Source organism: Janibacter hoylei PVAS-1 (genome assembly GCF_000297495.1).
Classification (GTDB): Bacteria; Actinomycetota; Actinomycetes; order Actinomycetales; family Dermatophilaceae; genus Janibacter; species Janibacter hoylei.
On record NZ_ALWX01000014.1, the window covers coordinates 144,775 to 165,596 of the forward strand.

At 71.2% G+C, this 20,822-nt stretch carries 21 protein-coding genes and 1 tRNA gene; 4 read left to right on the top strand and 18 right to left on the bottom strand.

Features of this window, described 5'->3' with window-relative positions; genetic code table 11:
• Window positions 1-114: 114 nt before the first annotated feature.
• From B277_RS03895 to B277_RS03905, 3 genes are all read right to left on the bottom strand, one after another.
• Complete coding sequence (locus B277_RS03895; protein ID WP_007925395.1) at window positions 115-3,024, bottom strand: vitamin B12-dependent ribonucleotide reductase; 2,910 nt, start codon at window positions 3,022-3,024, stop codon at window positions 115-117.
• Window positions 3,025-3,135: 111 nt separating this feature from the next.
• The gene (gene nrdR / locus B277_RS03900; RefSeq protein ID WP_007925398.1) at window positions 3,136-3,600 is read right to left on the bottom strand and encodes a transcriptional regulator NrdR; all 465 of its coding nucleotides are present in this window, start codon (window positions 3,598-3,600) and stop codon (window positions 3,136-3,138) included.
• A 305-nt stretch (window positions 3,601-3,905) separates the two neighbouring features.
• Window positions 3,906-4,280, bottom strand: coding sequence for a LysM peptidoglycan-binding domain-containing protein (locus B277_RS03905; RefSeq protein WP_007925399.1), 375 nt, complete (start codon window positions 4,278-4,280; stop codon window positions 3,906-3,908).
• A 220-nt stretch (window positions 4,281-4,500) separates the two neighbouring features.
• Between B277_RS03905 and lexA the strand changes: the two genes are divergently transcribed.
• Window positions 4,501-5,256, top strand: coding sequence for a transcriptional repressor LexA (lexA, locus tag B277_RS03910; RefSeq protein WP_007925400.1), 756 nt, complete (start codon window positions 4,501-4,503; stop codon window positions 5,254-5,256).
• Here the strand turns inward: lexA and B277_RS03915 are convergent.
• A complete protein-coding gene (locus B277_RS03915; protein WP_007925401.1) occupies window positions 5,231-6,076 on the bottom strand; it encodes an NAD-dependent protein deacetylase in 846 nt (281 codons plus the stop codon). The two genes, lexA and B277_RS03915, sit on opposite strands and share 26 nt — an antisense overlap.
• Window positions 6,077-6,122: 46 nt before the next feature.
• Between B277_RS03915 and B277_RS03920 the strand changes: the two genes are divergently transcribed.
• The gene (locus B277_RS03920; protein WP_007925402.1) at window positions 6,123-7,046 is read left to right on the top strand and encodes a LysR family transcriptional regulator; all 924 of its coding nucleotides are present in this window, start codon (window positions 6,123-6,125) and stop codon (window positions 7,044-7,046) included.
• A 38-nt stretch (window positions 7,047-7,084) separates the two neighbouring features.
• Here the strand turns inward: B277_RS03920 and B277_RS03925 are convergent, their stop codons facing one another.
• The 6 genes from B277_RS03925 to B277_RS03945 all read right to left on the bottom strand — a co-directional run bounded on the left by B277_RS03925 (window position 7,085) and on the right by B277_RS03945 (window position 14,955).
• Window positions 7,085-9,541: a ComEC/Rec2 family competence protein gene (locus B277_RS03925; RefSeq protein WP_007925404.1), complete on the bottom strand. Its 2,457-nt coding sequence runs from the start codon at window positions 9,539-9,541 to the stop codon at window positions 7,085-7,087.
• Window positions 9,538-10,026, bottom strand: coding sequence for a ComEA family DNA-binding protein (locus B277_RS18290; protein ID WP_007925406.1), 489 nt, complete (start codon window positions 10,024-10,026; stop codon window positions 9,538-9,540). Before B277_RS18290 ends, B277_RS03925 begins: the two co-directional genes overlap by 4 nt.
• A 471-nt stretch (window positions 10,027-10,497) precedes the next feature.
• A complete protein-coding gene (locus B277_RS03935) occupies window positions 10,498-11,100 on the bottom strand; it encodes a DegV family protein (protein WP_051987841.1) in 603 nt (200 codons plus the stop codon).
• Between the two features lie 13 nt (window positions 11,101-11,113).
• Window positions 11,114-11,353, bottom strand: a complete 240-nt coding sequence (locus B277_RS15760) for a DegV family protein (protein ID WP_051987843.1) — start codon at window positions 11,351-11,353, stop codon at window positions 11,114-11,116.
• 35 nt (window positions 11,354-11,388) lie between these two features.
• Entirely contained in the window at window positions 11,389-14,283 is a 2,895-nt protein-coding gene (leuS, locus tag B277_RS03940; RefSeq protein ID WP_007925408.1) for a leucine--tRNA ligase, read from the bottom strand.
• Window positions 14,284-14,322: 39 nt separating this feature from the next.
• Window positions 14,323-14,955 (bottom strand): SanA/YdcF family protein, encoded by a 633-nt coding sequence (locus B277_RS03945; RefSeq protein WP_128276835.1) that lies wholly within the window; start codon window positions 14,953-14,955, stop codon window positions 14,323-14,325.
• Window positions 14,956-15,028: 73 nt separating this feature from the next.
• Between B277_RS03945 and B277_RS03950 the strand changes: the two genes are divergently transcribed.
• A complete protein-coding gene (locus B277_RS03950; protein WP_007925410.1) occupies window positions 15,029-15,874 on the top strand; it encodes an amidohydrolase family protein in 846 nt (281 codons plus the stop codon).
• A gap of 18 nt (window positions 15,875-15,892) precedes the next feature.
• On the opposite strand, the gene B277_RS03955 is transcribed toward B277_RS03950, so the two are convergent.
• Entirely contained in the window at window positions 15,893-16,324 is a 432-nt protein-coding gene (locus B277_RS03955) for a hypothetical protein (protein WP_007925411.1), read from the bottom strand.
• Window positions 16,321-16,653 carry a cupin domain-containing protein gene (locus B277_RS03960; protein WP_040880718.1) on the bottom strand — a complete coding sequence of 111 codons (333 nt, stop codon included), beginning with the start codon at window positions 16,651-16,653 and terminating at the stop codon, window positions 16,321-16,323. Before B277_RS03960 ends, B277_RS03955 begins: the two co-directional genes overlap by 4 nt.
• A gap of 67 nt (window positions 16,654-16,720) precedes the next feature.
• On the opposite strand from B277_RS03960, the gene B277_RS18115 reads away from it, so the two are divergent.
• A complete protein-coding gene (locus B277_RS18115; RefSeq protein ID WP_007925413.1) occupies window positions 16,721-16,918 on the top strand; it encodes a carboxymuconolactone decarboxylase family protein in 198 nt (65 codons plus the stop codon).
• Window positions 16,919-16,921: 3 nt separating this feature from the next.
• On the opposite strand, the gene B277_RS03970 is transcribed toward B277_RS18115, so the two are convergent.
• The 6 genes from B277_RS03970 to nadD form a co-directional block, all read right to left on the bottom strand.
• Complete coding sequence (locus tag B277_RS03970) at window positions 16,922-17,470, bottom strand: DUF488 domain-containing protein (protein ID WP_007925414.1); 549 nt, start codon at window positions 17,468-17,470, stop codon at window positions 16,922-16,924.
• A 7-nt stretch (window positions 17,471-17,477) separates the two neighbouring features.
• Complete coding sequence (locus B277_RS03975; RefSeq protein ID WP_040880759.1) at window positions 17,478-18,650, bottom strand: benzoate/H(+) symporter BenE family transporter; 1,173 nt, start codon at window positions 18,648-18,650, stop codon at window positions 17,478-17,480.
• A 62-nt stretch (window positions 18,651-18,712) separates the two neighbouring features.
• Window positions 18,713-18,788: transfer RNA gene (locus tag B277_RS03980), tRNA-Ala, on the bottom strand.
• 80 nt (window positions 18,789-18,868) lie between these two features.
• Window positions 18,869-19,543: a histidine phosphatase family protein gene (locus tag B277_RS03985; protein ID WP_007925416.1), complete on the bottom strand. Its 675-nt coding sequence runs from the start codon at window positions 19,541-19,543 to the stop codon at window positions 18,869-18,871.
• A complete protein-coding gene (rsfS, locus tag B277_RS03990; protein WP_007925417.1) occupies window positions 19,540-19,941 on the bottom strand; it encodes a ribosome silencing factor in 402 nt (133 codons plus the stop codon). Before rsfS ends, B277_RS03985 begins: the two co-directional genes overlap by 4 nt.
• Entirely contained in the window at window positions 19,938-20,513 is a 576-nt protein-coding gene (gene nadD, locus B277_RS03995) for a nicotinate-nucleotide adenylyltransferase (protein WP_259909008.1), read from the bottom strand. The genes rsfS and nadD overlap by 4 nt, the downstream gene beginning before the upstream one ends.
• Between the last annotated feature and the right edge of the window lie 309 nt (window positions 20,514-20,822).

Consider the following 20,822-nt stretch of genomic DNA (forward strand, 5'->3'; position numbering starts at 1 on the left):
AACTCACGCTCGAAGTGCAGGTCTCAGCCCATGGGTCCGAGCTTGCCAGCTCGGGCACGCCGAAGGGGGCCAACCGGACTCGCCGGTTGGCCCCCCTTCGTCAACTACTGCAGATCAGCTGCAGCCGCTGGTCGAGCCGCAGCCCTCGCAGACGTAGCAGGAGCCGGCGGGACGCATCTTGGTGCCGCAGGTCATGCACATCGGGGCGTCGGCGGTCTTGCCCTGGAACTTCTCGAGCAGCTCGGCCGAGGAGTGGACCGTGGCGTCGACCTCGCGGGCCGAGGCGGCGCCGGCACCGGACTGGACGGTGACGTCGGCCTCCTCGTCCTTGGCCGGCGAAGCCTTGGCCTCCTTCGCCTCGGTGGTGGGCACGCCCTGCGAGTAGCTGTCGTCGTCGTAGCTCTCGTCGTCGTCCGAGGTGGTGGCCTCGTACGAGCCGGTCTCGAGCTGACGCGCACGCTCCTCGGCAGTGTGGATGCCCATGAACGACCGCGTGTCGAAGTCCAGGTAGTCCAGCGCCAAGCGACGGAAGACGTAGTCCATGATCGACTGCGCCATCCGCACGTCCGGGTCGTCCGTCATGCCGGCCGGCTCGAAGCGCAGGTTGGTGAACTTCTCGACGTAGGTCTCCAGCGGCACACCGTGCTGCAGGGCGATCGAGATCGCGATGGAGAAGGCGTCCATCAGACCGGCCAAGGTCGAGCCCTGCTTGCCGAACTTCAGGAAGATCTCGCCGAGCTCGCCGTCCTCGTAGGTGCCGGCGGTCAGGTAACCCTCGGCCCCACCGACGGCGAAGCTCGTCGTCTGCGAGGTGCGGCGCTTGGGCAGGCGGCGACGCAGCGGGCGGTACTCGACGACCTTCTCCGTCTCGGCAGCAGCGGCCTCGGCACCAGCCTTGGCGTCCTTGGCGGTGGACCCACCGTCGGACAGCGGCTGGCCGACCTTGCAGTTGTCGCGGTAGACCGCGAGCGCCTTGAGGCCGAGCTTCCAGCCCTGCATGTAGACGTCCTCGATCTCCTCGACCGTGGCGCTCTCGGGCAGGTTGACCGTCTTGGAGATCGCACCGGAGAGGAAGGGCTGCACCGCAGCCATCATCCGCACGTGGCCCATCGGGGCGATGGCCCGCGCGCCCATGGCGGTGTCGAAGATCTCGTAGTGCTCCGGCTTCAGGCCCGGGGCGTCGATGACGTGACCCTTGTCGGCGATGTACTCGACGATCGCCTCGATGGTCTCCTCGGCGTAGCCGAGCTTCTTCAGCGCGCGCGGGATCGTCAGGTTGACGATCTGCATCGAGCCGCCACCGACGAGCTTCTTGAACTTCACGAGCGAGAAGTCCGGCTCGATGCCGGTGGTGTCGCAGTCCATCATGAAGCCGATGGTCCCGGTGGGGGCGAGCACCGACGCCTGGGCGTTGCGGTAGCCGTTCTTCTCACCGGTCTTGACGACCGCGTCCCACGCCTTGGTGGCGTAGGCGTGGATGTCCTTGTCCATCGTGTGCATCGTGCGGATCTGGTCGTTGGCCGCCTGGTGCTTGCGCATGACGCGCTTGTGGGCGTCCGCGTTGCGGGCGTAGCCGTTGTACGAGCCGACGATGCCGGCCAGCTCCGCCGAACGCTTGTAGGACGCACCCGTGAGCAGCGAGGTGATCGCCGCGGCGAGCGCCCGGCCACCGTCGGAGTCGTAGCCGTGACCGGTCGCCATGAGCAGCGCGCCGAGGTTGGCGTAGCCGATGCCCAGCTGGCGGTAGTCGCGGGTGGTCTGGCCGATCGACTCCGTCGGGAAGTCCGCGAAGCAGATCGAGATGTCCATCGCGGTGATGACCAGCTCGGCGACCGCCTGGAAGCGCGCGGCGTCGAAGGTGTCGTCGTCCCCCAGGAACTTCAGCAGGTTGAGCGAGGCCAGGTTGCAGGAGGAGTTGTCCAGGGACATGTACTCGCTGCACGGGTTGGAGGCGGTGATGCGGCCGGTCTCGGGGTTGGTGTGCCAGTCGTTGATCGTGCCGTCGTACTGGATGCCCGGGTCGGCGCACTCCCACGCGGCCTTGGCGATCTTGCCCATGAGCTCACGGGCGTCGACGGTCTCGATGACCGAACCGTCCTTGCGGGAGGTCAGGCCGAAGTCGGTGCCCTCGTCGACCGCGCGCATGAACTCGTCCGTCACGCGCACGGAGTTGTTGGCGTTCTGGTACTGCACCGAGGTGATGTCGGCGCCACCGAGGTCCATGTCGAAGCCGGCGTCACGCAGCGCGCGGATCTTGTCCTCCTCGCGCGCCTTGGTCTCGACGAACTCCTCGATGTCCGGGTGGTCGACGTCCAGGACGACCATCTTCGCCGCGCGGCGCGTCGCGCCACCGGACTTGATGGTGCCCGCGGAGGCGTCGGCACCGCGCATGAAGGAGACCGGGCCGGAGGCGGTGCCACCGGAGGAGAGCAGCTCCTTGGAGGAGCGGATGCGGGAGAGGTTCAGACCGGCGCCGGAGCCGCCCTTGAAGATGAAGCCCTCCTCCTTGTACCAGTTGAGGATCGAGTCCATCGAGTCATCGACCGAGAGGATGAAGCAGGCGCTGACCTGCTGCGGGCTCAGCGTGCCGACGTTGAACCACACGGGCGAGTTGAAGCTGAAGATCTGGTGCAGCAGCGCGTAGGTCAGCTCGTGCTCGAAGATCTCGGCGTCAGCGTCCGTCGCGAAGTAGCCGTGCTCCTTGCCCGCCTTGACGTAGGTGAGGACGACCCGGTCGATGAGCTGCTTGAGACCCGACTCGCGCTGCGGCGAACCGACCGCACCACGGAAGTACTTCGTCGTGACGATCGTGGAGGCGTTGACCGACCAGAAGTCGGGGAACTCGACGCCGCGCTGCTCGAAGATCGTCTCGCCGGTCTTCCAGTTCTGCTGGACGACGTCGCGCTTCTCCCACACGACCTCGTCGTAGGGGTGGACACCCTCCGTGGTGTGGATGCGGGTGATCGTCAGGCCCTTGGTGCGGGACCCGCGACGGGCGCTGGACTTGCCGGCGGTCTCGGTCATGCTGCTCTCTCCTCGGTCCGTGTGGTGGCGGTCTGCTTCAGCTGTGCTGCGGTCGTTCTTCAAAGGTGTCACCGGGTACCGACAGCCCAACGGCGTGCCGGCCCCGGGGGTCTAGGGGGTGGTGACGGCGGCGTGCTCCTCGCGGAGCGTGGCGATCGCCGACTCGAAGTCCTCGAGCGAGTCGAAGGACTGGTAGACGGAGGCGAAGCGCAGGTACGCCACCTCGTCGAGATCACGCAGCGGCGGCAGGATCGCCATGCCCACCTCGTGGGCGTCGATCTCCGCGCTGCCCTGGGAGCGGATGCTCTCCTCGACCCGCTGGGCCAGGAGGGCGAGCTGGTCCTCGGTGACCGGTCGGCCCTGGCAGGCCTTGCGGACGCCGGCGAGCACCTTGGCCCGGCTGAAGGGCTCGGCGGCACCGGACCGCTTCGTCACCGTGAGGCTGGCGCTCTCGAGGGTCGTGAAGCGGCGGCTGCACTCCGGGCACTGGCGACGACGCCGGATGGCGCTGCCGTCATCGGTCGTCCGGCTGTCGATGACCCGGGAGTCGGTGTGCCGGCAGAACGGGCAGTGCACGGTGATCTCCCTTCGCTGGACGTGCGATGTGGTGCTGCTTGTGGATGGTGCGGTGGACGAAACTGGGGACGAACCCCGCTCGCCTGTGGAGAAACGGTCTCCGCCTGTGCACTATATGTGGACGAATGACAACCGTGTAACCACTAGATGTAGTGACCATTAGACGCCTCCGGCGGACGTGACGCAAGTCCCCCGGAAAAACAGTCGATGAACGGCACATCGGCCGCCCCCACGGTGCGTGGAGACGGCCGATGGCCTACCCGGGCCGGGTCGAGTGGCTCGGGGGATGGTGGTGACGAAGGGGGTCAGTGCCCCGGGATCGTCAGGGTCTGCCCGGCGTGGACGTGCGTGGTCGAGAGGTTGTTGGCGACCTGGATGCGAGTCACCGCCTCCGCGGTGGGGAGACCGGCGAGCTCGGTCGTGGCGATCTCGCTGAGCGTCTGCCCCGGCTCGACGGTGACCTCCTGCGTCGCCGCTGGCGTGCCACCGAAGGCGAGGCTCGCGCCCGCGACGCTCGCCACGGCGACCGTCGTCAGGGTGATCACCAGGCGGCCGCGACGGGTCAGGCGGGTGCGCGAGGCCGGGCGCTCGACGACGGCGTCACCGGTCGGCACGGAGATGAGGTGGCGCGTGCGTGCCGGCGCGTCGATGCAAATCGGGGTGGCAGTGAGAGCAGTCATGCGGTCCTCCTCGTGGCGATTCCGTCGAACCGGTGTTCGATAGAACGTCTGTACGATGTCTAGCACGGGTGTTCGAAGAAAATCAACAACACGCTCGAACACGTGTTTGAAATGCTTGTTCGATCGGCCTAGGGTCGATCTCACCGAGAAGTTGACCAGCGACCACCGACAACGGAAGGCCGCGAGCTCGGGACCGGACACGGACGAAGGGGTCGAGACCATGAGCGGCAAGGGCAAGGACAACATCCACCAGTTGCCCGAGCGGGACACCGGCGACGGGCTGACCGCCCGGCAGCGCAAGGTGCTCGAGGTGATCCGCAATGCCGTCGCCAGCCGGGGCTACCCGCCGAGCCTGCGCGAGATCGGCGAGCTCGTCGGCCTGACGAGCCCGAGCTCGGTGGCCCACCAGCTCTCCTCCCTCGAGCGCAAGGGCTACCTGCGTCGCGACCCCAACCGGCCCCGCGCCATCGAGGTCATCTCCCCCGACGACTCCACCCCCGCGGTCACGGCCGAGGTCACCGACCTCACCGACGGCATGCGCGGCGGCGCGAGCACCCACGACGAGGTCGTCGACCCGACCGGCTCCGGCGACGAGCGCCCCGAGGCGAGCTACGTGCCCGTGCTCGGTCAGATCGCCGCCGGTGTGCCGATCACCGCGGAGGAGGTCGTCGACGACGTCTTCCCGCTGCCCAAGCAGATCGTCGGCGAAGGCTCGCTCTTCCTGCTCAAGGTCGTCGGCGACTCGATGATCGACGCGGCCATCTGCGACGGCGACTGGGTCGTCGTGCGCCAGCAGCCCAATGCAGACAACGGCGACATCGTCGCGGCCATGCTCGACAACGAGGCGACCGTCAAGACCTTCAAGCGGACCGACGGCAACGTCTGGCTGCTCCCCCACAACCCGGCCTTCGACCCGATCGACGGCAACCACGCGACGATCCTCGGCAAGGTCACCGCCGTGCTGCGCCGCCTCTGACCGCGAGGTCCTCGACGGCGCCGACCAGGTGCCGGAGCGACGGCGCGAGCTCGCCATCCACCCGGTGGTCGACGAGGTCGTCGCCGCGGGTGGGGCCCCGGGTGATGAGCAAGACGGGAATCCCCCGCTTCGCCGCGTGACGCACGAAGCGCAGGCCCGACATCACCTGCAGCGAGCTGCCGAGCACGAGCAGGCTCGGCGCCGCGTCGACGAGGTCGTAGCAGTGCTGGACCAGCGGCTTGGCCACGGACCCACCGAAGAAGACGACGTCCGGCTTCAGCGTGTCGTCCCCGCACACAAGGCAGCGCGGTGCGACGAAGCGTTCGACGTCGACGCTCTCCAGGCGCACGTCACCATCGGGCCTGATCTCGTCGCTGTCGACGTCGAAGCCGGGGTTGTCCCGGGACATCCGCGCATCGAGAGTGCGCCGGTCCTCGCGCGCCTCGCAGGTGAGGCAGACGACCTCGACGAGGCTGCCGTGCAGCTCGACCACGTCTCGCGTCCCGGCTGCTTGGTGGAGACCGTCGACGTTTTGCGTGATGACCGGGCCGACCGCACCGAGATCCTGCAACCGCGTGACGAGGTGGTGCGCCGCGTTGGGCCGCGCGGCGTGAAATCGGCGCCACCCGACGTAGCTGCGCGCCCAGTACCGCTGGCGCGCTTGGCTGCTGCCGACGAACTCCCCGTAGTGCATCGGGGTCACTCGTCGGGTGCCGTCCGGTCCCCGGTAGTCGGGTATCCCCGAGTCCGTCGACATGCCCGCGCCCGTCAGCACGAGGGCGGGGCCGACGGACAGAGCCGCCGCGATGGCGTCGATCACCCGACCAGTATGGGCGGCCGCTCCGGGCCGACCTACGATGGGCCCCATGATCGACGCCGCAGGGCTGCGCGTGATGCGGGCCATCGCCGAGGAGGGCAGCTTCACCGCTGCCGCGCTCGCGCTCGGGTACTCCCAGCCCGCCGTCTCCCAGATGGTCAAGCGTCTGGAGCAACGCACCGGGACCGTCCTCGTCGAAAAGGTCGGCCGCTCCGTGCGGCTCACCGAGGCCGGCGCCGTCCTCGCCCGCCACGCCGCGCCGGTGCTCGCCGCGCTCGACGCCGCCGAGGAAGAGGTCGCCGCGATCGCCGGTCTGCGCTCCGGACGGGTGCGCCTCATGGCCTTCCCGTCCTCGTCCGTGACCCTCGTGCCCCGGGCCCTCGCCGCCGTGCGGGCCGCCCACCCGGACCTGTCCGTGCAGTTCACCGAGGCCGAGCCGCCCGAGTCGCTTGCCGCCCTGCGTGCCGGCGACGTCGATCTCGCGGTGGCCTTCAGCTACGACGGCAGCGACCTGGGTCGCGGGGAGGACCTCGAGGGCTTCGTCGTCCATCCGCTCCTCGACGAGGAGGTGCGCGTCGCGCTCCCCCGCGACCACCCGCTCGCCGCCAAGGAGACGGTCTCGATGACCGACCTGACGGACGAGGAGTGGATCGCCGGGTGCGCCCGCTGCCGCGGCCACCTGCTGACGATCGCCCACGATGCCGGCTTCGCCCCCAAGGTCGCCTTCGAGACCGAGGACTACGTCGCGGTCCAGGGCTTCGTCGCCGCCGGTCTCGGGGTGGCCCTCATCCCCGACCTCATCCGGGCAGCGACGTCCAACCCCGACGTGAGCATCCGCCCGCTCGACCCGCAGAGCCGCCGCCGCATCCACGTCGTGACGACCGACGACCTGCTCAAGGTGCCCGCCGTCGCCGCGACGCTCGAGGCCCTCACGGTCTCGGCCCAGGCGGTCGACGTCTCCGTCGTCAGCTGACCGAGGGCCATCCCGCGGACGGACGCGTGCGCCCGCCGTCATCGACGGCTCGTCACGACAGCCCCAGCGTCGAGGACCGCGATGTCGCCGTGCTCGTCGGTGCGCACGACGCGGGTGCCGTGGCGCGCAGCCCACTGCAGCGCGGTGGGGGTCGGGTGCCCGTAGGTGTTGTCCGCGCCGACGCTGATGACAGCGGTCGGCGCGACGACGGCGTCCATGAGGTCCTCGTCGAGGTTGCTCGACCCGTGGTGCGGCATCTTGACGACGTCGAGGTCGTCGGCCGCCGCGGCCAGCGCCGGGTCGCGTCGTAGCGCGAGGAGGATCGCGTGGCCCGCCTCGCGCTCGATGTCACCGAGGAGGAGAGCGCTCAGGCCACCCGACCCTTCGGTGTCGCCCGCCCCGTCGGTCTCGCCAACGCGCACGTGCAGCACGATGCTCGCGTTGTTGGCTGCCGAGCCCCCGGGCACGACCCGCGCCGGCCACCACACCGACGCGGTGACGTCACCGATGACGAGACGGTCGCCGGCGACGAGCGGCTGGACGGGCGCACCGTGCTCGGTCGCGATCCGTCGCACCTGCCGCACAGCCCACGCGGGGTCCTCGACGGGGGTGACGAGCACCCGCCCGACCGGCCGGTCACCGATCGCGGCCTCGAGGTCCCCGACGTGATCGTCGTGGAAGTGCGTGAGCACCACGGCGTCCAGCGTGCGCACCTGCAGGCGTCGCAGGCACCCGTCGATGCCACCGTCCTGCGGCCCGACGTCGACGAGGACGGCCCGTCCGGGCCCGGAGGCGAGGACGAGGCCGTCACCCTGCCCGACGTCGCAGGCGACGAGCCGCCACCCGTCGGGCGGCCACGTCCACACCCGCGTCGGCAGGGCACCGATCGCGAGCACGACGGCGAGGGCGATCGCGACGAGCGGACTCCCCCGGGCCCGCTGCACCAGCCAGGGCGCACTCAGCACGAGCACGGCGGTGACGACGGTGAGCAGCACCGCGCCCGGTGGCCCGTCGGGCCACGGCAGCGCTCCCCCGGGTACGTCGGCGGCCAGCCGGGCCGTCCACGCGATCGCCAGGGCGAAGGGCGCGCCGCACCACCCGACGAGGCTCGCCAGGGAGGTGCTCACGACGGCGACGAGGGCGGCGCTGACGCCGAGGACCGTGGCCGGGGCGACGAAGGGAGCCGCTGCCAGGTTGGCGACGACGGCGATGAGGCTGACGTCGCCCTGCAGGAGGACGACGACCGGCCCGCACACGAGCTGCGCGGCGACCGGGATGGCGACGGCAGGGCCGATCAGGTGCAGGCGTCTGGGCAGACGCGCGTTGATCGCATCCGACCACGGCCGCACGAGCAGCAGCAGCCCGAGCGTGGCGAGCGAGGAGAGCACGAAGCCGTAGGAGCGCGCCAGCCAGGGGTCGTAGGCGAGGAGCGCCAGGACGGCGGTGCACAGGGCAGGTGTGCCGGCTCCGCGCCGAGTGATGCTCATGCCGAGGAGGCCGATCGCCCCCATCGTCGCGGCGCGGATGACACTCGGCTCGGGTCGGGCGAGGACGACGAAGAAGGCCAGGCCCGCCGCCGCGAGCCAGGGCCGCCACCGTCGCGGCAGCCCACTCACCCGGGCGGCGCCGATGAGAGCGGCGAGGACGACGGCCACGTTGGACCCGCTCACCGCGGAGAGGTGGCTCATGCCGACGAGCAGCATGTCGTCGGTGAGGTCCTGCGGGGTCATGGAGGTGTCCCCGATGACGAGAGCCGGCAGCAGGCCTCGGGCGTCGGCGGGCAGCGGCTCCATCGCCTCGCGCATCCCCGTCCTCAGGTGCTCCGCCGCGGCCCGCACCGGCGAGCGTTCCCCCACCGGCTGCGGCGGCCCACGCGGGCTGAGCAGGGCCACCTCGGGGTCCTGCGGCTCCGCCGGCGCCAACCGCCCGGTGAGCTCGATGCGATCGTGCCACCCGACCTCGTCCCACGGCTGCTGCGCCCTGACGAAGACCGGTGCGCGGACCCGGGTCGTCACTCCTCGCGCGGTGACCGACTCCAGCCGCACCCGCAGCAGCACGCGGGGCGCGGCGGCGCTCCCTTCGTCACCGGAGGGCAGCCCGGCCCGCACGATCGGCTCGGTGAGCACGACCCCCTGGGCCCGGACCATCGCCCGCTCCGCGATGAGGTCGTCGATCGGGCCGACGTGGCGGGTGGCCTCGTGCGCCGCGGAGGCACCGAGCACGAGCACGCTGGCGACACAGGTCAGTCCGAGCACGGCCGGCCCGTCCCGGCGCCAGGAGGGTGCCGCGTGCCGCCCCCGGTAGCGCACTCCCCCGAGCCACAGCAGGCCGACGAGCCCGGCGGCCAGACCCGCCCCCACGACCCGGGTCGAGCCCGGCCACGAGAGCGCCCAGGCTCCGAGCGCCCAGGCACTCAGGCAGGGCACGAGCAGGCGCAGGTCGAGGGCCGGCGGGGGCCGCTGCGCGGTCTCGGGCTGCCCTGCCGCCCCACTCACACCGTGACCTTGGGCGAGAGCTGCGCGTAGATCTTGTCGCCGATGCCGCTCACCTCACCGAGCTCCTCGACCGCCGTGAAGCGTCCGTGCTCGGTGCGCCAGTCGAGGATCCGCTGGGCGAGCACCGGTCCCACGCCCGGCAGGGTCTCGAGCGTCGCCAGGTCGGCGGTGTTGAGGTCAACGAGGCCGCCCGTGCCCGGGGCTGCGCCACCACCTGCCCCGGGTGCGCCCGCTGGAGCCCCCGACGCGTCGGGTGCTCCCGGGGCCGCCGTCACGGTCTCCCCCGGGCGGGGCACGACGACCTGCTCGCCGTCGACGAGCGGTCGCGCGAGGTTGACCCCCGTGAGGTCGGCGCGCGAGGTGGTGCCACCGGCCTCGTCGAGCGCTGCGCCCACACGCGAGCCCGCCGGCAGCGTCACCACACCCGGTCGCTCCACCTGCCCGACGACGTGCACGGTGACCTCCGCGCTCGACGGGCTCCCCACCCCTGACACGGCACCTGGGGAGGTGGCGCCACCCGAGGCGAAGGGAGAGCCGCCGGCCGAGGCCCCCGACGTCCTCGCCCTCCGCTCCGACGTCCCCGGTCCCCGACGTCGCCGCCGGCTGCGGAGCCACGGCCTGCGGCTGTGCGTCGCCCCGCGCCAGCAGATATCGACCGCCGAGCATCGCCACGGCGAGCGCGACGACGAGGGCCACCCCGAGCACCGCCTGACGCCCCACGACGTAGCGCCCCGTCGCGAGGGTTGGTGGCAGCTCGAGCGGTCGACGTGGCCGGTCCTCCTCGAGGATCTCGGCCACCCGGGCGGAGGGTTCACTGGCACGACTCATGCCTGCGACGCTAGGCAGGTCGGGCCGTGCCGACCCGGGTCAGTGCGACGGTGTGGACGAGCGCCCGACCCAGCCCGGACCTGTGCACCAGCGGGCCCGCCCCGCTCTGCTCAGTCGGCTCAGTCGGCTCAGTCGCGGCAGCGGGGCACGACGGCGACGCCGATGGTCCCCAGACCCACGTGGGCGGCCACGACGGCGCTGAGCGTCGTCGTCTCGACGTGACCGTCAACGGTGGCTGCCAGCGCACTCCCCAGTGCGGCGGCCCGCTCGTCGCCGTCGATGTGCTGGACCGCGACCTCGACCCCGTCGGCCCAGTCCGGCAGGTCGCGGCAGGCCTCCTCGGTCAGCGCCTGCAGCCGGGCGATCGCACGACCGGCGGTGCGCACCCGCTCGAGGGGCTCGACCTGCCCGTCGACGACGTGGAGCACCGGCTTGACCGCCAGCGCCGACCCGAGCAGCGCCTGGGCGCCCCCGATCCGGCCACCACGACGCAGCCGGTCGAGGCTGTGCACGAGCAGGCGCACCGACGAGGCGCCGACCCGTCGCTCCAGCCGCTCGACGATCTCCGCCACGTCACGGCCAGCGGCCGCATCGCGGCTCGCCGAGATCGCGGCCAGCCCGACCGCCATGCCGATGGTGCGCGAGTCGACGACGTGGACCGGCACCGGGGACTCCAGCGCCGCCGAGCGGGCCGAGTCGACGGTCCCCGACAGGGAGGAGCTCAGGTGCACCGAGACGATCGCGTCAGCTCCCCCCCTTCGCCGCCTGCTCGTAGGCCCGCAGGAAGGTGAGGGGCGAGGGACGTGAGGTGCTGATGTCGGCCTTGCGCCGCAGCCCGTCGACGACCCAGTCGATGTCGGCATCGTCCTCGGCGCGGTCGCGGCCGTTGACGACCACGCGCAGGGGCACGGCGGTGATCCCGTGCTCGCTGCGCAGCTGCGGGCTCAGCGAGGTGGTCGAGTCGGTGACGACGGCGGTGCTCACCCGCCGAGGGTAGCGTCGCTCACCTGCGCGAACCCTCAGGCCGGGACGACGTTGACGAGCTTGGGCGCCCGGACGATGACCGTGCGGATGCCGCCCTCGGTCGCCGCCTTGATCTTGTCGCGGTCCAGGGCCAGCTCGCGCAGCTCGTCCTCACCGATGTCGCTCGGCACCTCGACGCGGTCGCGGACCTTGCCCTTGATCTGGATGACGCAGGTGACGCTCGCCTCGACCATCTTGCTCTCGTCGGCGACGGGGAAGGGCTCCGCGCTCAGCGAGTGCTCGTGACCCAGCCGCGACCACAGCTCCTCGGCGAGGTGCGGCGCGATGGGCGCCACCATGAGCACGAGCGGCTCGACGGCGGCACGCGGCACCTCCCCCAGCTTGGTCAGCGCGTTGTTGAGCTCGATGAGCCGCGCGATGGCGGTGTTGAAGCCCAGCGACGCGTAGTCGGCGCCGACCGCTGCGATCGTCTGGTGGAGCAGTCGCTCGGTCTGCGCGTCGAGCGCACCGTCGGTGACGCGGACCTCGCCGGTCTCCTCGTCGACGACATTGCGCCACAGCCGCTGCAGGAAGCGCTGGCTGCCGACGACGGCCCGGGTCTCCCACGGCTTGGACTGCTCGAGCGGGCCGAGCGACATCTCGTAGACGCGGAAGGTGTCGGCACCATACTGCTCGTACATCTCGTCCGGACTCACCGCGTTTTTCAGCGACTTGCCGATCTTGCCGTACTCCTGGGTGACCGGCTGGCCCTGCCAAGTGAATCCCGTCGGCGCGCTCGCGTCCTCGACGACCTCGGCCGCCGGCACCGGCTGCCCGCGGTCGTCGCGGTAGGCGTGCGCCTGAATGTAGCCCTGCGAGAAGTACCGGCGGAAGGGCTCCTCGCTGCTCACGTGACCGAGGTCGAAGAGGATCTTGTGCCAGAAGCGGGCGTAGAGCAGGTGCAGCACCGCGTGCTCGACCCCGCCGATGTACAGGTCGACGCCACCCGGGTCGCGGGTGCCGGCTGGCGCGCCGGGCACCGGCGTCTCGCGCGGCCCGACCCAGTAGGCCTCGTTGGCCGGGTCGACGAGCGCCTCGTCGTTGGCCGGGTCGAGGTAGCGCAGGTAGTACCAGCAGGAGCCGGCCCAGTTGGGCATCGTGTTGGTCTCACGGCGGTAGCGACGCGGGCCGTCGCCGAGGTCGAGCTCGACCTCCACCCACTCCGTGGCCCGACCCAGGGGCGGCTCGGGCTGGCTGCTCGCGTCGTCCGGGTCGAAGGTCCGCGGGCTGTAGTCGTCGACCTCGGGCAGCTCGACGGGCAGCATCGACTCGGGGACGGCGTGCGCGACGCCGTCGTCGTCGAAGACGATCGGGAAGGGCTCGCCCCAGTAGCGCTGACGGGAGAAGAGCCAGTCGCGCAGCTTGTAGTTGACGGTGCCGCGACCGACTCCGTGCTCCTCGAGCCAGGTGGTGATCGCGGCCTTGCCCTCGGCGACGGTCAGACCATCGAGCGAGATGGAGTCGCTCACGGAGTTGATGATCTCGCCGTCGCCGCTCCAGGCACCCTCGTGCCCCTCGGGAGCGGCCACGGTCGGGATGATGTCGAGACCGAAGGCGGTCGCGTAGTCGAAGTCGCGCTGGTCACCCGACGGCACGGCCATGATCGCGCCGGTGCCGTACCCCATGAGGACGTAGTCGGCGACGAAGACGGGGATGCGGGCACCGCTCACCGGGTTGGTCGCCCACCCGCCGGTGAAGACGCCCGTCTTGTCCTTGGTCTCGATCTGCCGCTCGACGTCGCTCTTGCGCCGGGCCTCCTCGCGGTAGGCCGACACCGCGGCGAAGGGGGTGTCCGCCCCACCCGTCCACGCGTCCAGCGTGCCCTCGGGCCAGCCGCCCTCCGGCACGAGCGCGTCGACGAGGGGGTGCTCCGGGGCGAGCACCATGAAGGTCGCGCCGAAGAGGGTGTCCGGGCGGGTCGTGAAGACCTCGATGGGGTGCTCGGCGCCGTCGGTGCCGGTCGCGGTGAAGATCACCTGGGCGCCCTCGCTGCGGCCGATCCAGTTGCGCTGCATCGCCTTGACCTTGTCCGGCCACTCGACCCGGTCGAGGTCGTCGGCGAGGCGGTCGGCGTAGGCGGTGATCCGCATCATCCACTGGCGCAGGTTGGTGCGGAAGACGGGGAAGTTGCCCCGCTCGGACCGGCCGTCGGAGGTGACCTCCTCGTTGGCCACGACCGAGCCCAGGCCCGGGGCCCAGTTGACCGGGGCCTCCGCCGAGTAGGCCAGGCGGTAGCCGTCGAGGACGTCGGACCGCTCCTTGGGCGACAGGTCCGCCCAGGTGCGGGTCTCCCCCTCCGGCAGGGGCCGCTCACCGGAGGCGAAGGCCTCGACGAGCTCCGCGATGGGCCGGGCCCGGCCACGGCCCCCGTCGGGCCGCACGGCGTCCTCGTCGTACCAGGCGTTGAAGATCTGCAGGAAGATCCACTGCGTCCAGCGGTAGTAGTCCGGGTCGATCGTCGCGAAGGCGCGCCGGTCGTCGTGCCCCAGGCCGAGGCGACGCAGCTGGCGGCGCATCGTGTCCATGTTGGCCTCGGTGGTCACCCGCGGGTGCTGACCGGTCTGGACGGCGAACTGCTCGGCGGGCAGGCCGAAGGCGTCGTAGCCGAGGCAGTGCAGCACGTTCTTGCCGAGCATCCGCTGGTAGCGCGCGTAGACGTCGGTGGCGATGTACCCCAAGGGGTGACCGACGTGCAGACCCGCCCCCGAGGGGTAGGGGAACATGTCGAGGATCAGCTGGTGGCCCTCGTGCTGCTGCACCCGCTCCGGCTCGGCCCACGGACCGGCGGGGTTGGGGGCGCGGAAGGTGCCGAGCTCCTCCCAGCGGTCCTGCCAGCCGGTCTCGATCCGGCCGGCCATCTCCGCGGTGTAGCGGTAGGGCGTCTCGCTCATCTGTGGTGCTTCTCCCGGGGTTGACGATCGGGCTTCAGACTACTTGTCGTCCGTCCGGGCCTGTGCCAGCGCATCGGTGATGCCGGGCTCCACGTCCCCGAGGACGGGGTCGCGACGGCTGAGCACGTCGAGCGCCGCCTTGACGTTGGCGAGGTACTCGCGCTGCTCGCCCGCGCGGTAGGGGCCGGCGAAGCGGCGCGCGCGGTCGTCCCCCACCCCGACCGTGTCCAGGCCGATGGCGTTGCAGACCGCGACCGCGCGGGGCACGTGGTAGCTCTGCGAGACGATGATCGCGTCGGGGACCTCGAAGATCCGCTTGGCCCGCACGCAGGTGTCGTAGGTGTCGCGCCCGGCGAAGTCCATGACGACCCGGTCGGTCGGGACACCCGCCTCGACGAGGTGGTCGCGCATGGCGGTCGGCTCGTCATAGGAGTGCGTCCGGTTGTCGCCGCTGACGAGGATCGCGTCGACGCTGCCCTGCTCGTACAACCGACGAGCGATGTCCAGCCGATCCTCGAGGAAGGGGGTGGGCCGGCCCTCCTCGGTCAGCCCGGCACCGAGGACTATCGCCACCGAGCGGTCGGGTGCGTCGGCGAGCCCGTGGACCTGCCCCGACGCGCTGCGCGCGACCCAGACGTTGGGTGCCCCGACCGCGATAACGGCGAGCGCCACGACGCCCCCAGGGCCCACCACCCGCGTCGTCCCCTCAGCTCCATGCCCGCAACCTAGTGCCTAGGGTGTGGCCATGAGCGCGCCCGATCTCCCGGAGATCATCGACATCCACACCCACTTCATGCCCCAGCGGGTGCTGGACAAGGTGTGGGCCTACTTCGACTCGGCCGGGCCCCTCATCGGGCGGCCGTGGCCGATCACCTACCGCGAGGACGAAGGGGGCCGCCTGGCTGCCCTGCGGGCGCTGGGTGTGCGCGCCTTCACCTCGCTGAACTACGCCCACCGCCCCGCGATGGCGCAGTGGCTCAACGACTGGTCGAGCGAGTTCGCAGCCAAGCACGACGACGTCCTGCACTCCGCGACCTTCTACCCCGAGCCCGGTGCCGCGGACTACACGGCGGCCGCGATCGAGGCGGGTGCGCGGATCTTCAAGGCGCACGTGCAGGTCGGTGACTACTCGCTGGCCGACCCGCTCCTGGACGACGTGTGGCCGGTGCTGGAGCGCAGCCGCACCCCGATCGTCATGCACGCGGGCAACGGCCCGGCACCCGGCCGCTTCACGGGGCCGGAGTCCGTCCGGGACCTGCTGCAGCGCCACCCGGGTCTCGTGCTCGTCATCGCCCACATGGGCATGCCCGACTACGGCGACTTCCTCGACATCTGCGCCGAGCACCCCGATGTGCACCTCGACACGACGATGGCCTTCACGGACTTCACCCAGGCCACGTCACCCTTCCCCCGCGAGCGCATGGACGACCTCGTCGCGCTCGGCGACCGGGTGCTCTTCGGCAGCGACTTCCCCAACATCCCCTACCCTTACGAGCACGCGGTGGACGCGGTCCGCCGGCTTGGCCTGGGCGAGGACTGGGAGCGCAAGGCGTTGCACGACAATGCTGCTCGGCTCTTCGGGATCCGCTGACGGTCTGCCGCGCGTCGCTCAGCTGCGCAGGTGGGACAGCACGATGCCGACGGGGATGCTCACAGCGAGCACCAGCAGCATCGCGCGGTAGGCCAGCGCGGCCGCTGCCGGCACTCGTGCGACTCGTGCTCGCAGTGCGAGGACCAGGGCGACGACGAGCAGCACCGACCCGAGGTCGACGAGCAGCGGAGTCGTGACGAGGGTGCCGCCGATGACCAGGAGGCTGCCGAGGTTCCACCCGGCCACCTGCACCCAACCGACCCGGTCACTCGTGGCGTCGACCGCTCGCAACCGACCCATGACGTACTGGGCCACACCGACGACGAGTACGAGATAGGCCGCAGCCCAGCTCCCCTTCGCCCAGTCCATCGGCCCGGTGACGGCCGCGACGAGTCCACCGAGGACGACACCCAGCGCGCCGAGGGCGACGAGCGTGCGAGCAGGAGTCACGCCCCGGTGCCGACGCTCAGCAGCACGACGGCGTCCTCCAGTGCCAGCAGGTCGTGACGGGCTGGCGGGATGATGAGCAGCTCGCCCGCGCCGCCCTCCCAGGTCTCCTCCCCGGCGGTCAGCCGCACCCGACCCTGCAGGACCTGCAGCGTCGCCTCCCGCGGACTGTCGTGCTCGGCGAGGGCCTTGTCCTGCAGCAGGGCGATGAGCGTCTGGCGCAGCACGAAGTCATGGTGCCCGTGGACCGTCACGGCGCTGCGCCCCGCGGACCCCTCTCGCGCCTTGCCCAGGTGCTCCTGCGCCAGCTCGGTCAACGACAGCGATTCCACGACGACTCCTTCGACGGGGGATGTGCCCTCCCATCGTGCACCCTCACGGAGCCGGTACGTTGCCGTCATGGGTCAACAACAGCGTGCGATCTCCTTCCTCCGTGTCCCCGAGGCCGCCGACCTGGAGCCGATGCGCGAGGCCTGTCTGGACGACCACGAGATCCTCGAGGCGGTCCAGGTGATCGGGATGTTCAACATGACCAACCGCGTCTCGAGCGCTCTGGGCATGGTCCCCAACCACGAGTACCACTCGCAGGCCCGCTGAGCCTCACTCCTCGTCGAGGCTCACTCCTTCGTCGGCGGTGCCCGGGTAGGTCAGACGGGTGCCGTCGACGACGGCGAAGGAGGTCAGCGTGTGCTCCTTGGGCGCGCCGTCCCCGATGATGTCCAGGACGGTGACGCCCCGCACGAGCAGCGCGTCACCGACGAGCGAGCGGTGGCAGCGCCACGGCACTGCCTCGGCACACATGATGACCGGCGACTCCTCCTCGGCGATCTCCAGCAGCCGGGTCAGACCCCGCTCGAACTCCTCGGTGCCCATGTGGTCGGCGTAGCCCTGGAAGGATGCGTTGCGCCACTGCGTGTTGACCGAGTCCGGTCGGCGCTTGCGCAGTCCGCCCAGCTCCTTGACGTACGTGTAGCCGAGACCCGCCTGCGCCAGGGACGCCTCGAGCGCGTCGTGCCAGTACTGCGGGTTGTGCCGCGACTTGGGCACGGTGCGGATGTCCACGACACGCGTGATGCCGAGCCCGCGCAGCCGCGCGATGAACTCGTCGATGGGGCGGGTCGAGTGACCGATCGTGTGGACGGTGCTCACCCCCTCATCATGCACGCGCGCGGTGCGAGCGCAAGACACCCCTGACGACCAGGCCCGCGACGATGGCCCAGAAGGCGGCGCTGATGCCGGCGATGGCAATCCCCGAGGCGGCCATGACGAAGGTGGTGACAGCCGGGACGTGGTCCGCGGGCTCGGCGAGGGCTGCCCTGAGCGAGACCGCGAGCGTCCCCACGAGAGCCAGCCCGGCGACGGCCGGGACGACACCCTCGGGGGCCAGGGAGACAAGGGTGGCGAAGGCCGCGGAGGCGATGCCGATCGGGACGAGGAGCACGCCAGAGGTCACGCTGGCGATCCAGCGACGCGAGGTGTCCTCCCCGGCCTCCGGACCGGCCGCGAGAGCAGCACTGATCGCCGCGAGGTTGATGCCGTGACCGCCTGCCGGTGCGCCGACGATCGTGCCGACACCGGTGACGAGCATCGAGCGCTGCCACGGCACCTCGTAGCCGAAGCCGCGCATCACCGCCATGCCCGGGACATTCTGCGAGGCCATCGTCACGAGGTAGAGCGGGAGGGCGATGCCCACCAGTCCCCCGATGGTGAAGGCGGGCGCGGTCAGCTCCAGTCGCGGCACGAGGGCCGCGGCGTCCATGGGCGTTCCCATCGACGTGAGGTGGACGACGATGACGACGGCTGCAGCGACGAAGGCGAGGGGTGAGGCCCACCGGGGCAGGAAGCGCAGCGCGAGGACCCACACGAGCACGACGGGCCCGACCGCCCACGGGTTGGCGGCCATGCCGGTCACCGGACCGAGGCACAGCTGCAGCACGATGCCGGCGAGCATCGCCTGCGCCACAGAGGCCGGGATCCGGGTGATGAGCGCGCCGAGGGCGGGGACGAGCCCGGTGGCGACGACGAGCGCGCCGGTGACGACGAAAGCACCCACGGCGGCCGGCCACCCGCCGTCGACGGCGCCGCTCGAGGCGAGCAGCGCGGCGCCCGGTGTGGACCAGGCGACGGTGATCGGCATGCGGGTCGTCACGGACAGCACGATCGAGCCCAGCCCCATGAGGATCGTGACGGCCAGCAACCCGCTGGCGGCCTGGGCGGGGGTGGCACCGACGGCGGTCAGGCCCTGCAGGACGACGACGAAGGCGCTGGTGAAGCCGACGAGGGCCGTGACGACTCCGGCCGCGACCGGGCGGCTGCTCTCCTGCGGCATGCGCACACGCTAGACGGTGCGACGAAGGCCCGGACCTACTGGTCCGGGCCTTCGTCGACCACTGGTGGAGCTGAGGGGATTCGAACCCCTGACCCCCTCCATGCCATGGAGGTGCGCTACCAACTGCGCTACAGCCCCGAGTGGGTTCCCCGTGAAGGGGACTGCGGAAGCATACCCACATGCCCCCCTCCATCACCAAATCGGCGACGGCACTACGCTCATAGGCCTTCCGCGGAGGCATTCCACTGGGTGATCCGCCACCCTGCGCGCCCCTCCTCGAGGCTCGCCCAGTGGCAGTTGCCGAAGCCGCCGAGGACCCGCCAGGCCGTCGTCTGGTCGAGGCCGACGAGCTCGGCGACGAGCGAGCGGCCGGTGACGCCGTGGGTGGCGATGACGACGCACTCCCCCGGGTCCATCGAGGCGACGAGCTCGTCGAGAGCGCTCCGGGTGCGTCGGGCGACGTCCGCCAGGGACTCGCCGTGGCCGCCGCGCTTGAAGTCCTCGCCGCTGATCAGCTTGTCGGCGTCCTGCGGGTACTGCGAGTACACCTGCGCGGCTGTGAGGCCCTGCCAGCCGCCCGCGTGGATCTCGCGCCAACGCTCGTCGAGCGCCACGGAGAGGCCACCGCTCGCCGCGGCGACCTCCTCCGCCGTGTCCCGGGCCCGCACGAGGTCGGACGAGACGACCCGGGTGGGCCGGAGGGAGGCGATGGCCGCCGCCGCGGCCCGCGCCTGCTCCCGCCCGAGGTCGGTGAGCTCGTGGTCGAGCTGCCCCTGCCAGATGCCCTTGAGGTTGGATCCGGTCTGGCCGTGCCGGAGCACGATGAGGCGACGGGGCTCCCCCTTCGACCCGGCGTCGGCCTCGGCGGACAGCCGTCGGGTCGTCTCGGTCACGCCCCGGACTCGTCCTGGCGCGAGCCCACGACCCCGAGGTCGAGGTGCGGGCAGTCGCGCCACAGGCGCTCGAGGTCGTAGAAGTCCTTTTCCTCGTCGTGCTGCGCGTGCACGACGATGTCACCGAAGTCGAGCAGGACCCAGCGGCCGGGGCCGTGGCCCTCGCGGCGCAGCGTCTTGACGCCGGCCTCCTCGCGCAGGGTGTCCTCGATCGCCTCGGACATCGCCTGGACCTGGCGCTCGTTGTCCGCGGAGACGACGAGGAAGATGTCGGTGAGGGGCATCTGGCCGGACACGTCGAGCCCGGTGATGGTGCTCGCGTGCTTGTCGGCCGCCGCGCGTGCGGCGATGGTCGCGAGGTCGATGGCCTGCTGGGTTGCTGCCACGGTCTGGGTCACTCCCGGTCGTCGGTGTAGAGCTCGTACTTGTTGATGTACTGCACGACGCCGTCCGGCACGAGGTACCAGACCGGTTCGCCGTCGCTGACGCGCTGGCGGCAGTCGGTGGAGGAGATCGCCATGGCCGGCACCTCCTGGAGGGTCACCTTGTCCTCGGGCAGGCCCGACTCGCTCAGGGTGTACCCGGGGCGCGTGACGCCGATGAAGTGGGCGAGGTCCCACAGCTCGTCGACGTCCTTCCACGACAGGATCTGCGCGAGCGCGTCGGCGCCGGTGATGAAGAAGAGCTCGTCATCGGGGCGCAGCCGGTGCAGGTCGCGCAGCGTGTCGATGGTGTAGGTCGGCCCGTCGCGCTCGACGTCGACCCGGCTCACGGTGAAGCTCGGGTTGGACGCGGTCGCGACGACCGTCATGAGGTAGCGGTGCTCGGCGGGGCTGACCTGCGTGTCCGCCTTCTGCCACGGCTCGCCGGTCGGCACGAAGACGACCTCGTCGAGACCGAAGCGGGAGGCGGCCTCGCTCGCAGCGACGAGGTGACCGTGGTGGATGGGGTCGAAGGTCCCACCCATCACGCCGAGCCGCTTGCTCAGTGGTGCTCCCCGGCGGCCGTCTCGTGGTCGTCGTGGGCCACGGTGTTGTGCGCGGACGGGATCTTGGTCGCCGCCTGGCGGAAGGCGAAGAGGACGCCCAGCATCATCGCGAAGATCAGGAGCGCGAAGAGACCGTAGACGACGGGCGGGACCGGGAGCTCGGTGTGGTGGCTCGGCCTCGGGCGGCGAGGGAGGCAAGAGTGCTCAGCATGCGCCCCCAGTGCTACCCGCCCGTTGTCCCACCGTCTTCACTCCACAGGCCTGTGTGCGGGCCGAGGACTGACGCCGCTG

Coding starts and splice junctions, on each gene's coding strand:
- B277_RS03895 (WP_007925395.1), bottom strand. CDS start 3,024: ATGACCGAGACCGCCGGCAAGTCCAGCGCCCGTCGCGGGTCCCGCACC.
- B277_RS03950 (WP_007925410.1), top strand. CDS start 15,029: ATGAGCGCGCCCGATCTCCCGGAGATCATCGACATCCACACCCACTTC.
- B277_RS18115 (WP_007925413.1), top strand. CDS start 16,721: ATGGGTCAACAACAGCGTGCGATCTCCTTCCTCCGTGTCCCCGAGGCC.
- lexA (WP_007925400.1), top strand. CDS start 4,501: ATGAGCGGCAAGGGCAAGGACAACATCCACCAGTTGCCCGAGCGGGAC.
- leuS (WP_007925408.1), bottom strand. CDS start 14,283: ATGAGCGAGACGCCCTACCGCTACACCGCGGAGATGGCCGGCCGGATC.
- B277_RS03975 (WP_040880759.1), bottom strand. CDS start 18,650: ATGCCGCAGGAGAGCAGCCGCCCGGTCGCGGCCGGAGTCGTCACGGCC.
- B277_RS03920 (WP_007925402.1), top strand. CDS start 6,123: ATGATCGACGCCGCAGGGCTGCGCGTGATGCGGGCCATCGCCGAGGAG.
- B277_RS03905 (WP_007925399.1), bottom strand. CDS start 4,280: ATGACTGCTCTCACTGCCACCCCGATTTGCATCGACGCGCCGGCACGC.